The sequence below is a fragment of the Mesorhizobium sp. M1B.F.Ca.ET.045.04.1.1 genome (assembly GCF_003952465.1).
Lineage (GTDB): Bacteria > Pseudomonadota > Alphaproteobacteria > Rhizobiales > Rhizobiaceae > Mesorhizobium > Mesorhizobium shonense.
Genome location: NZ_CP034448.1, coordinates 6,715,235 through 6,731,516, shown reverse-complemented (window position 1 = coordinate 6,731,516; position 16,282 = coordinate 6,715,235). Strand labels below are relative to the sequence as shown.

Annotated in this window: 13 protein-coding genes; all 13 read right to left on the bottom strand. The window is 65.8% G+C overall.

The features are described 5' to 3' along the window. From tagF to tssA, 13 genes are read right to left on the bottom strand one after another with little or no spacing between them, the layout of a single operon-like run. On the bottom strand, positions 1-540 hold the full coding sequence (tagF, locus tag EJ071_RS33465) for a type VI secretion system-associated protein TagF (RefSeq protein ID WP_126101683.1): 540 nt from the start codon (positions 538-540) through the stop codon (positions 1-3). Beyond that, the gene (tssM, locus tag EJ071_RS33460; protein ID WP_126101682.1) at positions 522-4,064 is read right to left on the bottom strand and encodes a type VI secretion system membrane subunit TssM; all 3,543 of its coding nucleotides are present in this window, start codon (positions 4,062-4,064) and stop codon (positions 522-524) included. The genes tagF and tssM overlap by 19 nt, the downstream gene beginning before the upstream one ends. Next, complete coding sequence (gene tssL / locus EJ071_RS33455; protein ID WP_126101681.1) at positions 4,064-5,392, bottom strand: type VI secretion system protein TssL, long form; 1,329 nt, start codon at positions 5,390-5,392, stop codon at positions 4,064-4,066. Before tssL ends, tssM begins: the two co-directional genes overlap by 1 nt. A 4-nt stretch (positions 5,393-5,396) precedes the next feature. Further along, positions 5,397-6,731: a type VI secretion system baseplate subunit TssK gene (tssK, locus tag EJ071_RS33450; RefSeq protein WP_126101680.1), complete on the bottom strand. Its 1,335-nt coding sequence runs from the start codon at positions 6,729-6,731 to the stop codon at positions 5,397-5,399. Positions 6,732-6,768: 37 nt separating this feature from the next. Then, positions 6,769-7,221, bottom strand: coding sequence for a type VI secretion system lipoprotein TssJ (tssJ, locus tag EJ071_RS33445; RefSeq protein ID WP_126101679.1), 453 nt, complete (start codon positions 7,219-7,221; stop codon positions 6,769-6,771). 3 nt (positions 7,222-7,224) lie between these two features. Beyond that, on the bottom strand, positions 7,225-8,679 hold the full coding sequence (tagH, locus tag EJ071_RS33440) for a type VI secretion system-associated FHA domain protein TagH (protein WP_126101678.1): 1,455 nt from the start codon (positions 8,677-8,679) through the stop codon (positions 7,225-7,227). Next, positions 8,679-9,740, bottom strand: coding sequence for a type VI secretion system baseplate subunit TssG (gene tssG / locus EJ071_RS33435; RefSeq protein WP_126101677.1), 1,062 nt, complete (start codon positions 9,738-9,740; stop codon positions 8,679-8,681). Before tssG ends, tagH begins: the two co-directional genes overlap by 1 nt. Further along, the gene (gene tssF, locus EJ071_RS33430; RefSeq protein ID WP_126101676.1) at positions 9,704-11,578 is read right to left on the bottom strand and encodes a type VI secretion system baseplate subunit TssF; all 1,875 of its coding nucleotides are present in this window, start codon (positions 11,576-11,578) and stop codon (positions 9,704-9,706) included. Before tssF ends, tssG begins: the two co-directional genes overlap by 37 nt. A gap of 1 nt (position 11,579) precedes the next feature. After that, positions 11,580-12,335, bottom strand: a complete 756-nt coding sequence (gene tssE, locus EJ071_RS33425; RefSeq protein ID WP_126102822.1) for a type VI secretion system baseplate subunit TssE — start codon at positions 12,333-12,335, stop codon at positions 11,580-11,582. Then, positions 12,322-12,804, bottom strand: coding sequence for an Hcp family type VI secretion system effector (locus EJ071_RS33420; RefSeq protein ID WP_126101675.1), 483 nt, complete (start codon positions 12,802-12,804; stop codon positions 12,322-12,324). The genes tssE and EJ071_RS33420 overlap by 14 nt, the downstream gene beginning before the upstream one ends. Before the next feature lie 50 nt (positions 12,805-12,854). Continuing rightward, complete coding sequence (gene tssC / locus EJ071_RS33415; protein WP_126101674.1) at positions 12,855-14,360, bottom strand: type VI secretion system contractile sheath large subunit; 1,506 nt, start codon at positions 14,358-14,360, stop codon at positions 12,855-12,857. A 3-nt stretch (positions 14,361-14,363) separates the two neighbouring features. Next, positions 14,364-14,900, bottom strand: a complete 537-nt coding sequence (gene tssB / locus EJ071_RS33410) for a type VI secretion system contractile sheath small subunit (protein WP_126101673.1) — start codon at positions 14,898-14,900, stop codon at positions 14,364-14,366. Between the two features lie 6 nt (positions 14,901-14,906). Beyond that, positions 14,907-16,103, bottom strand: coding sequence for a type VI secretion system protein TssA (gene tssA / locus EJ071_RS33405; protein ID WP_126101672.1), 1,197 nt, complete (start codon positions 16,101-16,103; stop codon positions 14,907-14,909). Positions 16,104-16,282: the final 179 nt, after the last annotated feature.

The following is a 16,282-nucleotide window of genomic DNA, read 5'->3' as shown; positions in this document are numbered from 1 at the left end:
TCAGCTTTCCTCCGCCGGCAGGGGCACCGTGCGCATTATGGGCAGGCCGTTCTCGGCTAGATCATGAATATCTTCAAAATGGCACTCGTGGACGTTCCAGTTGTCGCTCCAAAAGACGATCTTGGGCTCCACGTGGTTGGTAGGCGGCGGCTGAACAGCGTTGATCCGCTCGGCGACCACGGCGCTCGTCCAGTAGTGCGACACCGCATCACCTGCGATCTTGGACACGGCATCGAACCATTGGTCGTCCATGCGGGGCGATCGCCCGACGGTGGCGACCACGAATGGATATCTGCGCCCAACGCGATCCTCGCTCATCCGCCACGCGCCGGCGCAAGGCTGGTCGCAGAAGATGCCGGCCGGCACCGTGAAGCGCCAGACACGCGGATCCAATTCCCCCTCGTCGGGCCGTGCGCGCAATTCCATCGACATCCACCGGTCCCAGCGGTCGATGAAAGTGCGCGGCAGGTTCGCGGCCACGAAATCTCCGGTCGCTGGGATCTTGCCGTAGAAGCCGGTGTTCATATCTGCGGCGGACATGTGAACTTCTTGAACATCTCGAGCGTGTACGGGTTCTCGACGCTGGCCGCCTTGAGCTCGAAATCGGCGTACATGCCTTTCGTGCCGAGCCGTAGCGTGTAGACGTCGGTGAGCTTGGTGCCGGCGAATTTGCCGCCGCGCAGCATCCTCAGCCACGCCCAGCTGCCGGTCTCGTTGAGCATCACCTCGGGCGAGCCGTCGACCGGCTGGAAGGCGAGCGAGATCACTCCCGTCCCGTCCTTGCCGGGCCACGTCATCGGCTGCGGCCTCGTCGCATTGTTGTAGTAGACGAGGTTCTGGCCATCGAGGTTGAGCGTCACGCGCCCCACGTTGGGCGACAGGTCCTTCGGCTCCAGCGTGAAGTTCATCACCGGGCCGGTGCCGCCGGGAAAGAGGTCGTCGCGGATGTGTCTTGCCTGCTCGAACGCCGCCAGCGCCGCCGGGTCGAGGCCGAAATCGGCGCGCCATTTCCACGGCTGGCTGGCCGTGTCGACATAGTTGATCAGATGGTCGTTGATGAAGGCGTCGATCAGGCCGGCGGGACCGAAGAGCCGCTGGAAATCGCGCACATTCACGTCCACCGCGCTCTCTGGGCTGAACGGATATCGGTTGTTGAGCGCGGCCTGGCAGAAGGGCAGGATGTCGGCGCGCCAGATGGCGTTGAGCTCGTTGGTGACGGCCTTCTGCGACAGGCCGCTGGTGTCGCCGGCAATCCCGCCCAGCCAGTCGTTGATGGGCGAGGGCAGGATCTGCGCCTGCCGGGCCACCGCGCCCGTCAGCTCGGCGAGGCCGCCCTGCTTTTTGATGGCATCCTGCGGGTCGGGATTGGCTGTCACCGTCTGCAGCACGTTGGATAGCGCCGTCAGCGCCACCACCGCGGCGTCGAGCGCCGGCGGCTGGCCGTCGACCTGGGCGATCGTGCCCTTGAGCGGCTTGAAGTGCTCGGCAACCAGGCCGCCGGTCATGTCGACCTGGTCGGCCGAGCCCGCGCGGGGCAGTAGTTTCGCACCCGTCTTCACCACCTTGCCCAGCTTGCCGAGCTTGGAGAGCAGCTTCGAGCCGGTCTTGGCGGCGGCGCCGCCCTTGTCGTCGGCCGGCGCTTCGTCGGACCGCGTCAGGTCGGTCTCCTGCACCACCGCCGTCAGCAGACGCTTCAGCGCGGAATCGGCGCTCGAAAGGTCCTTGAGGTTTTCGCTGGCGACATTGAGGTCGCTCAGCGGCGCCAGCCGCATGTCGCGCAGGAAGCTGTCCCACTGCGCGATATAGTCGTCGTAATAGAGTTTTAGAATGTCTTCGGACAGCGCCGAGACCGAGGTCTCGGAGTTCTCCGAGCAGCCGCCGGCGAATACCGCCCGGTCGAGCGCCGCCTGCGCGGCCACATCTTCGACCCGGTCGAGGACGGCGTCGTGGAAACCGGCATAGGTGAAGGCGCCGGGAACGCCGACGCGCAGCGTCTTGTCGGACCGGCGCGCGAACACTTTCGCGCCGTTCGGTCCGGCGAAATTGGCCGGCACCCATTCCTTGACGGCCGCCACTTCCGGATCGGCGAGCAACTGCTTGTAGGCGCGCTCGGGCAGCGAGATCGTGCACACCGTCTTCAGCGCCTCGGCGACCAGCTCCTTGTCCGGGGCGATGTAGCTGTCGTCGACCGTCATGCGGCGGATCGCGGCAAGCTGGTGCTCTTCGGCGTCGGCGGTGGGGAAGGGCGGGGCGGGCGCGAATTCCGGCAGGCTGTTCACCCACCAGTTCTGCACGAAGTCGGTGTCCATCTGCGACAGGCCTGTCATCATGCGATAGGTCTTCAGCGCGCCGAGCATGAAATCCGGATCGCGGATCTGCCGCCACATCGTGGCTTCCAGCAGCGCGACCATATGCGGCTCCAGCACGTTGCGCAGCGCGTGGTCGTAGGTGTCGGTCTGCGCGCGCACGAGCTCGGCCGAAGCGGTTGGTCCGAGCAGGTTGTGAACCGCGTCGGGCGGCGTGGTGCGGGCCGTGGCCACAGCGTCCATCGCGGCCAGCGCTCCGTCCATCGTCGGCTGCTCCACCGACGCCGGCGTGGCAGCGACTTCCGTCAGCGGCGCCTGCAGCGCCTCGAACTGGCCGGCCTGCTCGGCGATGGCATTGCGGTTGTCGAGATAGGACCAGGTGAACAGTCCGCCGGCAAGCAGGGCGGCAAGCGCGCAGGCGGCCGCCGCGCCGCGCCAGATCCAGGCGCGGCGGCGCTGCGCCAGCGGATCGAACGTGCCCAAGCCGGCTTCCTTGAAGATGACTTCGGTCAAAAGATTCCTGAGGAAGAAGCTGCGCTTCTCGACACGCGGCGCCAGCATCGCGCGGCGCGGCGGCAGGCCGAAGGAGGAGGACAACGCCGCGGTCAGCCGGTCGATCGGCGCGCCTTCCTGCGTCGCAGACGTCAGATAGAGGCCGCGCAGCCAGGCCGCCTCTTCGTAGCGGCTTTCGCCGAACATCGCCTCGACCAGCACCTGGACCGGCTCGGAAAGGCTTGCGAGCTGGGCCGGGAAACGGAAGATTTCCGCGCGGGAGCCAAGCTTGTCCTCGTCCTCGAGGCGCGGCACCAGCCGACGTTCCATTTCCGTTGCGAGCGTGGCGAGCTCCTTCTCGATGGTCTTGGCGTCGACGCGCGCGTCGAGCGCGAAGGTCGTGCCCCAGACCTGCTCGCGGGCGGCCGTCGACAAGCCGCCGAAGAAGGCTTCGAACCCTTTGATCAGGTCGGCCTTGGTCAGCATCAGGTAGACGGGAAGGCGGATTTCGAGGCGGTCGTTCAGCTCGGCCAGCCGGCGGCGGATCTTGCGGCCATGCGCCTTGATGGCTTCGTCGCCTTCCGAGAGTACGTCGATCGACAGCGCGACGATGACGCCGTTGAGCGCCCGCCGCCCGCGATGCTTCTTGAGCAGATCGAGGAAGCCCAGCCATTCGGTCGCGTCGACATCCGGTTGGCTTTCCTGCTGGACATAGCGGCCGGCGGTGTCGATCAGCACCGCGTTCTCCGAGAAGAACCAGTCGCAGTTGCGCGTGCCGCCGACGCCTTGGAGATCATCGGTGAGGTCGATCGGGAAGTTGAGGCCCGATTGCCGCAACGCCGTCGTCTTGCCGGTGGCCGGCGGCCCGACAATCACATACCACGGCATCTCGCGCAGGAATTTGCGGCCGCCGAGCTTGCGCCGCTTGAGCTCCGCCATGACCTCGCCGAACTTGGCGCCGACCGCCGCGACGCTCTCCTCGCCCGGGGTGAGCTGCTTTTCCTGGACAGGCGCGGCGATCTCGGCGACGAACATGCGGTTGGCGCGGATCGCGCGACGCTGTGCGATGATAAGCCAGATCAGCCACAGGATGATCAGCCCCGCGATGATGGCGATGCGCACATTGTCGGATTCGAACGGTGCATAAGGGCCGACCTGAACGATGGGGCCGAACACCCAGATCAGCAGCGAAAGCAGCGCGATGCCGATCAGCGTCCAGAGGAAGCGCGAGGTCAGAACGGCCCAGAGGAAGCGCAGGATGAACATCAGAGCCTCTTCTCGACCAGGATCTCGACACGCCGGTTGAGCGCGCGGCCCTGACGCGTAGAGTTGTCGGCCACTGGATCGGTATCGGCGCGGCCTTCGGAATGGATGCGCTCCTGCGGCACGCCGGCCTGAACCAGAAGGTTGGCTATGGTCTCGGCGCGTGCTTCCGACAGCCGCTGGTTGGACGAAAGCGGGTTGGATTTCTGCAGGCGCACATTGTCGGTGTGGCCGACGACGGTGACGTTTCCGATTAGCTCCTGATTGGCGAGGATCACCTTGGCGATCGACTCGACCAGCGGTTCGTAGCCTTGTGTGAGCGTCGGCCGCGACGACTGGAACAGCTCGGGGTTGGAAGACTGGATGACCAGCTTGGCAAGCGACACACTCTCGGTGCCGCTCAGCGCTCCCTTGAGGCTATCCGGCGCCTCGGCCTTGAATTCCGGCAGCAACGCGAAATCGACCGGCTGCGGCGGTTCCGGTTCGGGTGCATCGGGCTTGGGCGCGGCGCGGGTAACCTCGCCTCGGGAGGGAGGCGGCAGCGTGCGCACCAGCGCGGTAAGCTCGACCGCCTGGCTGCTCAGTCCCATCGACAAGCCGATATAAGCGGCGGCCGCGATCACCACTGCCGCCAGCGCCATCACCCAGATCGGCACGATGAAGCGCTGCGGCTCGTCGGAAGCGATCACGCCTTTCCAGTTCGGCGACACAGGCGCGTCTTCGGCGTCGGCATTGCGCAGGAAGCGGGCCGCCGCCACGCGAACGGCGTTGAGCGAGCGGTCGCCGGCGCGGCCGGGCACGCGATATTTGCCGCGGAAGCCGAGTGCCAGGCAGTAATATTGCAGCTCCAGCATTTCACGGTCGCGGTTCGGGTGCCGCTCCAACTCGTCGAGACGCGAGAAGAACTGCGTGCCGGCATCGACGTCGCCGCGCAGCATCACGACCAGCGGCTGGCGCGGCCATGCGCTGGCGCCGCCCCATGGCGTGTTGAGCGCGAGGTCGTCGAGCAGAGCCGCCACCGCCCAGGCGGCCTGGTCGGCCCTTTCGAGCGAGGAGCCGGCTGCCATCGCGGCATCGCGCGCCCGGACCAGTTCGTCGAGCAGCCGCGTGCGCATCACTTCAGGGTTCTCGGGCGCGAGCGCGCTTTCGAGCTCGGGGGCGAATTCGAGCAACGGCGCGAATGTGTTGATCAGTATGTTGGGATGGGCGCGCGCCAGCTTCACCGGCGCGGTTGGCATCAGCGGCGCCATCGGCCGCGGCGACGCACCCGTCAGCCTGATGCGCGTGCGTTCGCGATCCTCCGACAGTCCGAAAGGATCATCCCGGCTCATGGCCTCACCTGTTCACCGAATAGCAGTCGACCTGCGGCTCGCTCGGCAGGACACCGGAAACGCCGATAACGAAGCCGGGGGCGTCGAGCAGCGAGGCCCAATGCTCGCTCTTCTGGTCCAGCTCCAGGCACAGCCGGTCGCCGTCATAGGGGATCTCCCGCGGCTGCGAATGCAGGGGCTTCAGCGGAATGCCGGGAAGGCGCGACTTCCACAGGCCTTCGAATTGGTCGGCGGCGCCGACGGTCGCCTGGTTGACGAAGATTTTTCGCAACGCGTCTTCGGACAATTCCGATCCGACCCGGATGACGATGCGGCTGGCGACCAGAAGCTTCGGGTTGTCGATGCGCACCTTCCAGACATTGGTCGCGTGCCGCATGACCGGCAGCGCGCGCGATTTCGGCTCGATGTAGCGCAGACTGAGGATCAGCGAGCGCAGAGCATCCGCAAGCGCCATATAGGCCGGGCCGGGCGCCATATGGTCATAGGCCGGCAGTTCGCCGAGCCGGCGCGAGCTGGAGCCGTAGGTCGCCATTTCGCCGGCAAGCCCGGCAAGCTCGAGATAGAGCTCGGCCGGATGGAAGACGTCCTGCGCCAGCATATGCGCAAGCCGCGGCTTGGCCGCATTGGCGAGGTGGAGCATCAACAGATCCTCGACGCTGCGGCCGGGGCCGCCCATCACCATCTTGCCATGCGCCTCGGCGATCTGGTCGAGGCCGGTGACGACCTCCTGCAGCAATTGCCGGTACCAGGCGACCGCTCCGGTGATCAGTGTCGGCGGCAGGAAGCTCTCGTCGAGCGAGACGCCGCCGTCGGCGCGAACACCCTTGATGTCGGCGATCGGCAGCGCGGTATAGCCGCCGACCGATTTGCCGGGCGCGAGCAGCACTGCCTGCGGCCGGGCGATCTCGATCTCTTCCGGATCGGCACCGCCCTGCACGGCATCGCGCACCGAAACGATCCTACCGTGATAGCGCGCGCCGGTCGACGCGGCATGCGCCGGATCGAAACCGACGCCGCCGGGCGGTTCGAGCGGCAGCGCGACCAGCACCGGCCCGGCGCCGGTGTCAGCCGTGACCGGCAGCGGCTTCGGCGCGTCCATGGTTTCCGGGATGGCAAAGGGCGTGCCGTCCGGGAAGATGCCCCGCGCCGACACGATGGAGACCTGGCCGGCGTCGAGCAGCGACTGGTCGAGCGTCAGCTGCTGGAAGCCGAATGTTTGGAGCTGGCCGGCCTGCAACGCGCCGCGCACCATCCCCTCGAAGAACCGGTCCTGCTGCTGGAAGTGCTGGGTCCTCAAGAAGAGCCCCTCGGACCACAGCACCCTGTTTGCGTCGCTCATGCTGCCACTCTCTGCACTGCCGTCTGTTGTGTCGCCGTCAGGCGGAAATTCCGCCGCTGCCGAGGCTGACGTTGACGGTGAATTTCGACCCGGGCGATACCGACTTGGTCGTGCGCCAGTTGCGTCCGCCGGGCTCGCGGATGAGCGCGACGAAGCCGAGCGCCGTCGCGTTCGGCTCGACGGTGATGGTCTTGGCAGCGGTCTTTCCCGGCGCGACGGAGATGGTGTCGGATCCGATGAGGTCGGCCCCGAGCGCCGAGCCCGCATCGCCCTGCAGCGCGAAATAGTCGGCCGAATTGAACTTGCCGGTGCTGGCAAGCCGCATCACCAGCACGGTCACCGGTCGATCGCCGCCGCCCGGTCCCGGATTCATGCCGGCGCCACCGCTCACATTGACCGAGATGACCGATGGTTTCGGCGGGCCGCTCTGGCAAGCCGCAAGCAGCCCCGTCGCGCCGAGGGCAACGATGAATTCGCGTCGATCGATCATGTCCTACTCCTCTTCGTAAGCATCCCTGAAGTCCGCGCCGATCTCGCCCAGGAAGCTCGATTCCGCGCTTTGGGCGATGTCGCGATGGCGTTTCTGGTAAAGCTCCCACAGCTTGGCGTTGCGCCCGCCCGAAAGCAGGTTGCCGATCGCGGAATTGGATTTGAGCTCTTCCTCGATCGCAGCCGGATCGAAGCGGTCGATCATGCGCCGCAGCGCCGCCTGCACGCCGCGCCAGGCGCGCACATGGTGCTGCGCGAGATCGCGCACGGCGTCCGAGATCGCCGCTTCGCCGGACAGAAAGCCCGGGCTTCGTTCCGAGATGATGGTGACGATGACGTCCTCGACCGTCGGCAGGAATTTGAGCGGATTGACCTCCGATGCCCCGACCATCGTTTGGGCGACGCGTGCGCTGCCCTTTTCCTCGGCGCGCTTGCGCAGGAGCTGCATCAGGCCATCGAGCATCAGCCGGTATTCGCGGCCGAACTTCTCCATTTCGGCGACCGCGTCGCGGCCGGGAAAATCGGCTTCCTCGACACCCATGCCGCGCAGGAACGCGGTGCGCAGCGCCATCTCCGTCGAAGGCGCCGCGTGTGCTGGGCGGGACTGCCTGGGGGCCGGAGCGGAGCGCAGCGGAGGCTCGACCGCTTGGCTTGGCACATCCCAGGGACGAGCGGCCTGCGGCGGTTCGGCTTGTCGTTCGCGCTGATCAGCAGGGCCCGTGCCGTTGCTTTGAGCAGGTGTCGCCGCCGGCCCGAACCCAAAATCGTCATCGAAGCCAGCCGATTTCGACGCGGGCTCCGCCGTGCCGCCACGAGACGGCATCTCATCGAAACCGAACGGATCCGATGGGCGGGGCGCTGCGGCATCGTTGGGTGCCGGTGTCGCCACCGGGTCCAGGCTAAACGGGTCATCGAAGGCGGGCGAATTGCGCTGGTTCGAAGCGCGATCATAAGCGCCGGACACAGGCTGCTCGAACGGGTCCGGCAGGTCGGCCGGACGCGGCCGCCGCGGCTCTTCCTCGACCTTGGCCGAGAAGAAGTCGTCGCCGCCGATGCTGGGCGGCTTTCGCGCTTCCGGCGACGACGATTGAAGTGTGGAACGATTAGCTGCCGGCGCCTGGCCGGCCGACGTCTGGCTCGCTTTGGACTGGACCTCGACATAAAGCACGTAGTCGCCCAAGCGGAGCCGCATGCCGCTTTGCAGTCGCGTCGACCTGCCGGCGCCGAGCGGGCTGTCGGAATCGTCTATGAACAGCCCGCTGCTCGATGTGTCGGTGACGAAGTAGCCGTCATGGCCCCCGCTGATCTTACAATGCGCGCGCGAGACGAACATGTCCGGATCGTCGATCTGCCAGCCGGCATCGGCGCTGCGGCCGATCACCAACTCGCCCTCGTCAAGCTTGGTCTGTCTCACCACCTGGGAGCGTGGACCCTGTTCGAGCGTCAGCAGCAGGCTCATCAGGCTGCCTCCGCCATTTCCGGCCGCCAGCCGACGATCGTGCGCAGCTTGAGGTCGTCGGCGTCACCCTTCTCGGCGGGGCGCGCAAGCCAGGACGTTCGGCCGAGCTGGACGGTTCCGATCTTCGGCGGCGGCACGGCGTCGCGCGCAAGCACGATGCGCAAATCGACATCGAGCGCTTCGCCGATCATGTCGCGCACCGCTTTCTTGAACAGGGCAAGGCGCCGCTCCCCGGGCAGGAACGACTTGAAGTCGTCGAGGCTGAGCGGGCCGACGCGCAATTCGATCCGGCTTTGACGGCTGAAGACGCGCGGGCCGATCGTGGCGCCGCGCCCGAGCGCCGCATAGGCCTTGCCGACGCGGCTCTGCAGCGCCGCCGGAATAGTGATCCAGGCAGCGACGAATTCCTTGATCTCTACCGGCACCTTGAAGGCTGTGGCGAGGAACAGCGTCAGCCGCTCGGCGCCGTCGACCTGGTTGGCGAGCGATCCGGCCTGGCGCAGCCGAACCATGTCGAGTTCTGAATCCTGGGTGCCGGGAAGGCCTATCCCCGCCATCGCTTCCAGCATGGCGCGGACGCGTCCGCCGACGGAACGTTCGACCTGCACCGCCGGATGCGCGTCGGCCCAGGCGCGGTAGTAAAGCGCGATTATCCGATGCTGGAGGATGTTGACGAAGTCGACGAAGGTCGTGTCGCTGGTCTGCTCGGCATCGGCGCCGCTGAACCAGCGCTGCGACAGCCGGTCGAGCACCCAGCGCGTCAGATGCAGCGGCATCGGTCCTTCAGGTCCGAGCAGCCCGAGATTGGCGACGGTCACCCGCGCCGGAGCCTTTTCGCTCGCCTCCTGGAACTTGACCACGTCCCTGGCCGAAAAGCTCAAGCGCACATGCTGGCCGAGCCGCGCCGGTTCGCGATTGGCCTGGCCAGAATAGCCGAACAGTCCGCCCCCCTGCTCCAGACGACGCATCAGCTCAAAAAAGTCGAAGCCCTCCGAGAGAGCAGCTTCGCTCGGGGCAGGCTTCGCTAGATCAGGTAGCGATTGCCGGGCGTCATCGGCCATGGCACATCCTCCTGCTTCTGCAGCAGCCGCGTGCGGGTCCGCACGAAGCCGTTTATACCGGCATGGCGGGCAAACAACCGCGCCAGCAGGGCCGAAAGCAGCAGCGTGCTTTGCCCCGCCAGCACCGACTGGTCGACATGCAGCGTCACCTCCGTGCCCCGTCCGAAGCACATCGGACCGTCGATCTTGAGCCGTTCGATGACCGGACGAGAGTCGATGCGCGTGATCGAATGGACATTGCGGGCAAGGCTCGGATCGCCGCGGTCGGCATAGAGGTCGAGCAGCGCATGCAGCGGATCGACACCGCGGCCTTCCTTGGCGAGGCTCAGGAAGTTGAGCGAGAGCTGCGCCACCAGCCGCCAGGCGAGATTGTCGGCGCGGGATTCGCCTTCGGCGCTCGCCGGCAGAGACGCCGGGATCGCCGGCTGCGGCGGCCGCAATGCGCCGAGCAGCCTGACCGCTTCGACCGGGTCGGCCGTCTCCAGCGTCAGCGTCGGGGTGTCGTCGAGGATCGGCAGGTCGCGGTTGGTGCAGAGCGCCATGACGTCGAGGCGCTTGAGCGGCCGGTTCGCCGGGTTCCCCGTGGGACGCGAGACCGCGAGGAACACGTCGTCGCCCGTATAGGAGGTGCGGGTCAGGCCGTCGCGCCGCTCGTCTTCGGTGGCTCGGCGCGGGCGCCGCTCGGTCGAGTAGACCCAACCGCTGCCACGGTTCTGTCCGAGGCTGAACAGCTCCGGAATTTCCGCCTCGCTGCCTTCAGCGTCGGCATCCTCGACCCGGGTGAGCCGAAAAATCTCGAAGTCTCGCGCCCGCGTCCGGTCGGCATGCACCACCTGCCGCGTCCTGCGCGGATCGATCTCGATGACGTTGCATTCCCGCTCGAAGAGATTGATGAGCGGCGTCGCGAAGAGCTCGAAATCGGCCGGCGTCACATCGGCGAGCTCCGGCACCGGGCGCCGGAACAGGAAGATGATCTCGATGCCCGCCTCGCACTTGCGCACCACCGGCTGCAGGCCGGCGACCCGCACATAGTGGAAGCGCTCCGGGATCATGAAATATTCGCGCAGCAGCCTGTATCCCTCGAAGGTCGGGCGGGTGCGCGGCATCAACGCCTCGTCGTCGCGGATGCCGACCATTTCGGGCTCGGGCAGGGCCGAGAGCGGATTGGTCTTGCCTTCGGCCCGCGCGCCGACGGCCGAGCCGGCGCCGAAGATCGCGTCGAAGATGAGCGGCGCCTTGGTGCGCCCGGCGAAATACAGGTCGAGACGGTCGAGCGACAATTCGCTGAGCTTGCCCTTTCCAGTCCGGGCGAACGCGATGCGAAAGGCCGCTTCGCCGCGCACGCCGCCGATCGGTGCGATGCCGGCGGCAGCCAGCGCGCTGCGATCCTGGAAATAGCTGACAGAGGTGATCGAGATCGGCCACAGCGTGACCTCTTGCGCGGTGGTGAAGGTTGAGCGCGTCGAAAGCCCCGGATGCAGGCCGGAGACCAGCCGCGTGCCGCGCGCGACGGTGTGGCCGGCGATCATCGATTGCACCTGCTGGCCGGGCTTCAGAACAGCCATCGCCGTTGCCGGCGCCGGCGTGACCAGGTCCGGATAGAGCACATCGAGCACGGCGCGCGAGAAGCGCGAGCGCTCCGCATCGACCTTCAGTCGCGTGCGCGCGGCGAGGAAGGCCACGCCATCGAGCAACCGTTCGACATAGGGGTCGGGGCAGGGGACGGTGTCGAGGGAAAGATTGCGGGCGACCGCCGGGTGCATGTCGGCGAATTCCGCGGCGAGCGCGCGGATATGTGTCAGTTCCTCTTCGTAGTATTCCACGAAGACCCGATCCATCTCAGGTCTCCCTGAATTCGGTTCGCGCCAGGCCGTTGTCGAGGTTGACCGTAGTGCGCAGCCGCATGCGTTCCGGCGTCGGCGTCATGATCAGCACTGCGTCGATCTCGATCTTCAGACCGACGGTCTTGTCGCCGAGGGTGACGTTGACGGTGGTGGCGCTCTCCTTGAGACGCGGCTCGAAGGTGGCGAGCACCGCGCGGATCTCGCGCGCCAAAGTATCGCGGTCGAAATCCCGCGACGAGCGGCCGGAAAACGACGGCACGCCGTAGTTGACGACGCTGCGGCGCACCTCCGGAAAGTCGGCGAGCGGCGGCAGTTCGTCCAGGGGTTGTTCGTGCTCGGCATCGGAAAGCAGCGGCACGGACTCGAAGCGCTCGGTGTTGAACAAGGCCTCGATGTCGCGCCGGACGGCTTCCCTGAGCACGCGTGCCGACACCACCACGCCGCGGCTTTCGATCTCGGCGCGATGCTCGGTCTGGAAGATCAGCCGCTGCAGGCGCCGCTTCTGATCGGGGGTGAGTTCCGCATCCGCATCGATGGCGCGGGCGCTGCCGGCAAGAAGAGCCTCGACGCGCTCGGCGCCGAGTTCTTCTTCCAGCAACCGGCGCAGCCCGTCGATCTCCGAGGTCAGGCCAGGCAGGTCGTTGACGAGGCGGTCCCACAGGGAGGGCTGGACCGCCTCGCGCTTTGCCCGCGAACTGCCGGCAAGCTGCGCCTTGTTTGCGCCGGGCCGTTTGGCCTCACTTGCCGACATAGACATCCATTTCGATCTCGTCGTCCTTGTCATAGACGAACTTGATCTTCTTGTAGGCGAAGCTGACTTCTTCCTCGATCAGGTCGGCCTCATCGGCGGCCTGCCGCATGTCGTATTCCATGATCGAGGCGTCGGTGAGCGTCACGACCAGATAGTCGCTGGTCTCGCCGTCGATGGTGCGGCGGGCCGAAAACACCACTTCGTCGAGCGCCTTGTTCTCGAACAGCGCCTTCTTCAGGTAGGGGGAAGACTTGTCGTAGTGCTTGATGAATTTGATCATTCCCATTGAAACACGACCGCGCCGCGACAGCGAATTGGGGTCGTAGGGCGCGACCATCTTGTAGTCGACGCCATGGATTTCGATCTCGTCTTCATGGCCGTCGCGCTTGCTGGGGCCCTTGATGTCCGGCACTTTCAAAAAACCATCGATCTTCGTCGAAGGCCCATCGGTTCTCACTGTTGTCGGCATTGTCTTTCTCCACCGCTTTCAAACGAAACAAGATGACTATGCTTGCGAGTTCAGCCCTTCACTGACGGCAGTTCCGACACCAGCCGGAGCGAGGCATTGATGCCTTCCAGCTGGTAGTGCGGACGCAGGTAGAAACGGGCATTGTAGTAACCGGGCCGGCCTTCGACGCTGTCGACCTGGACCTCGGCCGCGGCAAGCGGGCGCTTGGCGCGCGCCTTGTCGTCGGCAAAGGCTGGATTGGCCAGCACGTACCGGTTGATCCATTCGGTCAACCAGATCTGCATGTCGGTGCGTTCCTTGAACGAGCCGATCTTGTCGCGCGCAATCGCCTTGAGGTAGTGCGCGAAACGCGACACCGGGAAAAGATAGGGCAGGTTGGCGCTGAGCCGCTCGTTCGACTGCGCGTCGGGATCGACCAGACGGCCGGCGCGCGTCTCGTCGTCCTGCAATGAATGCGCGCCGATGAAGGCCGCGAGATCGGTGTTCTTGCGGTGCAGGATCGGCATCAGGCCGAGCTTGGCGAGTTCCGCCTCGCGCCGGTCGTCGATGGCGACCTCGGTCGGGCATTTCATCGCGATCGATCCGTCGTCGGTCGGGAAGGCATGCACCGGCAGGTTGAGCACCGTGCCGCCGTTCTCGACGCCGCGGATCTGCGTGCCCCAGCCGTAAAGCTTGTGGCTGCGGTTGATGTTCACCCCCATCGGGAAGGCGGCGTTCATCCAGACATATTTGTTGTGGTCGCCGCCCACCTCTTCCTCGAAGGTGAAGCCCTTCACCGGAACGGTCTCGGTGCCGTAGGGCAGGCGCGCCAGCACCCGCGGCATGGTGAGGCCGATATAGCGGGCATCCTCGCTCTCGCGCAGCGACTGCCACGAGGCGTAGGCCGGGTTGTTCACGATCATCTGCAGGTCCTGCGGGTTCGGCAGTTCCTGCCAGCTGTCCATGCGGAACAGGCGCGGCGAGGCGGCGGCGATGAAAGGCGTGTGCGCCGAGGCGCAGACGCCCGAGATGTTGCGCAGCAAGCCGACGTCGCGCGGATGGTTGGAGAATTCGTAGGCGCCGATGATGCAGCCGATCGGCTCGCCGCCCAGCATCGAATACTCGTCCGTATAGACCTTCTTGAAGATCGGGCTCTGGTCCCACATCTGGCCTTCATAGTCTTCAAGCGTATCGGCCAGCTGCTCCTTGGAGATGTTCATCACCCGGATCTTGAGCTTCGTATCCGTCTCGGTGTTGTTGACGAGATACCAGAGGCCACGCCAGGTGCCCTCCATCTCCCGCACTTCCGGCGCGTGCAGGATCTCGTTGACCTGCGTCGTCAGCATCTTGTCGATGCCGGCAATCAGCGACTTGATCGACTTGATCGCATTGGACGAGATCGTGGTGGTCTCGGAGCGCGATTGCGCTGCCAGCGCCAGGTTGCGCACCAGCTGCTGCAGCTTTTCGCTGTCGTCCTTCTTGACCTTGAAATCCTTTTCAAGGAGTCCGCTGAATTCGCCGAGATCTATTGCTTCCGCCTCGGCGGTGGCGGCTGCGGTCTTTTGCTGTTCAGCCATGACTTACTCCTCGCCCTTGCCGTCATCCATCGCCTGGCTGGCGATCTTGCTCAGCAGCGGCTCATTGTTCAGAAGCTGCGCGATGCGCTTTTCGGCGTCGACGCGGCCGTCCATGAAGCCGAGCAGTTCCTCGAGCTGGCGGCGCATCTTGAGGATCTCGGCCAGCTGCGGCACCTGCTCGGCGATCTTGTCCGGCGCGAAATCGCCCATCTTCGAGAAGGTGAGATCGACCGCGAGCTCTTCGTCGCGCTCGGCGCCCTCGGCCTGCGGCAGCGTGTTCTTCACCCGCGCCTTCACGCGCGGCCCCATGGCCTCCATGAATTTGGGGAAGCGGTTGGCGTCGGTTTCGACCAGGGTCCGGTCGAGAACCGACTTCATCGCTTCCTTGGTCTGTGAAGCGCCGGAAAGATCGGCCATCACGGCCATGACGAACGGCAGTTCGATCGTCGTCGGGCTGCCGTAGGTCTCAACGTCGTAGGCGATCTGCACGCGCGGGGCGCGGTTTCTTTCGATGACCTTCGCTTTGCTCTCTGCTGGCATGCTTTTCTACCTTTCATCCTTCTGGGCCGGCTTCTTGGGATCGGGGACACCGGCAAGCTGCCGGAACTCCTTCAGCCCCGACGGGGCGAGATCTTCCATCAGTTCGACGAAATCCATGTGCACCATGCGGCGCACGCGGCGGGCGAGATGCGGTATCGGGCTGGACGGCTCGGTGCGGTCATAGAAGGCGACGACCAGGTCGAGACATCTGACGACATCATCGCGCGAGGTGATCCGGTCGGGCAGTCTGGCGCCCGGTTCAGCATGGCTTGCGACACTTGCCATCGCTTCGGCTCCCATCGCTTCGGCTCCCTCGGCTTGATAACCGTTTCGGGCTGGCGCAGCCGGTTCCGCCGGCTGCTGGGCTGGCTTTGCGGCCCCGTTCGCCGCGACGCCGGCGGCCGAATTCCGCTCCAGCGTCGTCAGCAAACGCTGCAGGAACCGTTTCAATTCCGGGATGGCGGGGCCATTGCCGTCGATACGCTTGTTAAGGGCGGCATCGACCTCGTCGAGGGCGGCGATGGCCGCGCGGGCGTCAGCGAGCAGCGACGCCATCGCGTCGCCGGCCTGGTCGATCTGTGCCGCGCAGCCGCTGCGCACCCGGTTCAAGAGCTGGCTATGAGCGCTCGCCAGTGCCGCTTTTTCGGATGCGCCCAGCCCGGAAGCCGCTTCCTGCAGCCTGACGCGCTCGTCGAGCGCGCCCTGTTCGAGATCGCGTCCGCTGATCGGTCCGACCTGGCGCGGCGAAAAGAAGATCGTCTCGCGCAGGTTCGCCAACAAGCCTTCCTGGCCATTCTGGAGATCCAGCAGCGCATTGATGCGGCGCAGGGCGGCATCGCGCGGCGGCGCGTTCGGCCGCAATGCCGGATGCATGGTGTCCCAATGTTGGTCGAAGGTCCTGGCGATAAGCGTCAGGCCCTGCGCCAGGCCGGCCAGCCCTTCTTCGTTGGCGAGCGCGCGCGCGACGATGACCAGCAGGCGCAAATCCCGGCCGCGGGCGCGCAGCTCTTCCGCTTTTTCGAGGACAGCCGCCCAGTCGACCGGACTGGATTGCGAGGTAGGCTTGTTGTTGCCGTCATGAACGACTTTGACCTGGGGCTCGGTCAGGCGCTCCAGCTCGTGGAAAGCCGGGTCGTTGCGCAAGTCCTCTCCCGACGGATTCTCACCGTTCAGAGGATTCAGCCAGAGTGCGAGATCAATCACACTAACCCCCAGCCAGCGGCCCTGAGACCCCTATGTGACGCGACGTTATCACACGGTCTCACTCTACCACAATTGAGCAGCTGCTCAAAAACTAACGGAAGCTAAACGCGACCGTCTTCTTTGGCGAAACCCATGGCGCGATTGCCGGACCCGGTATGTGAAATGGCTCGCATAGCCCG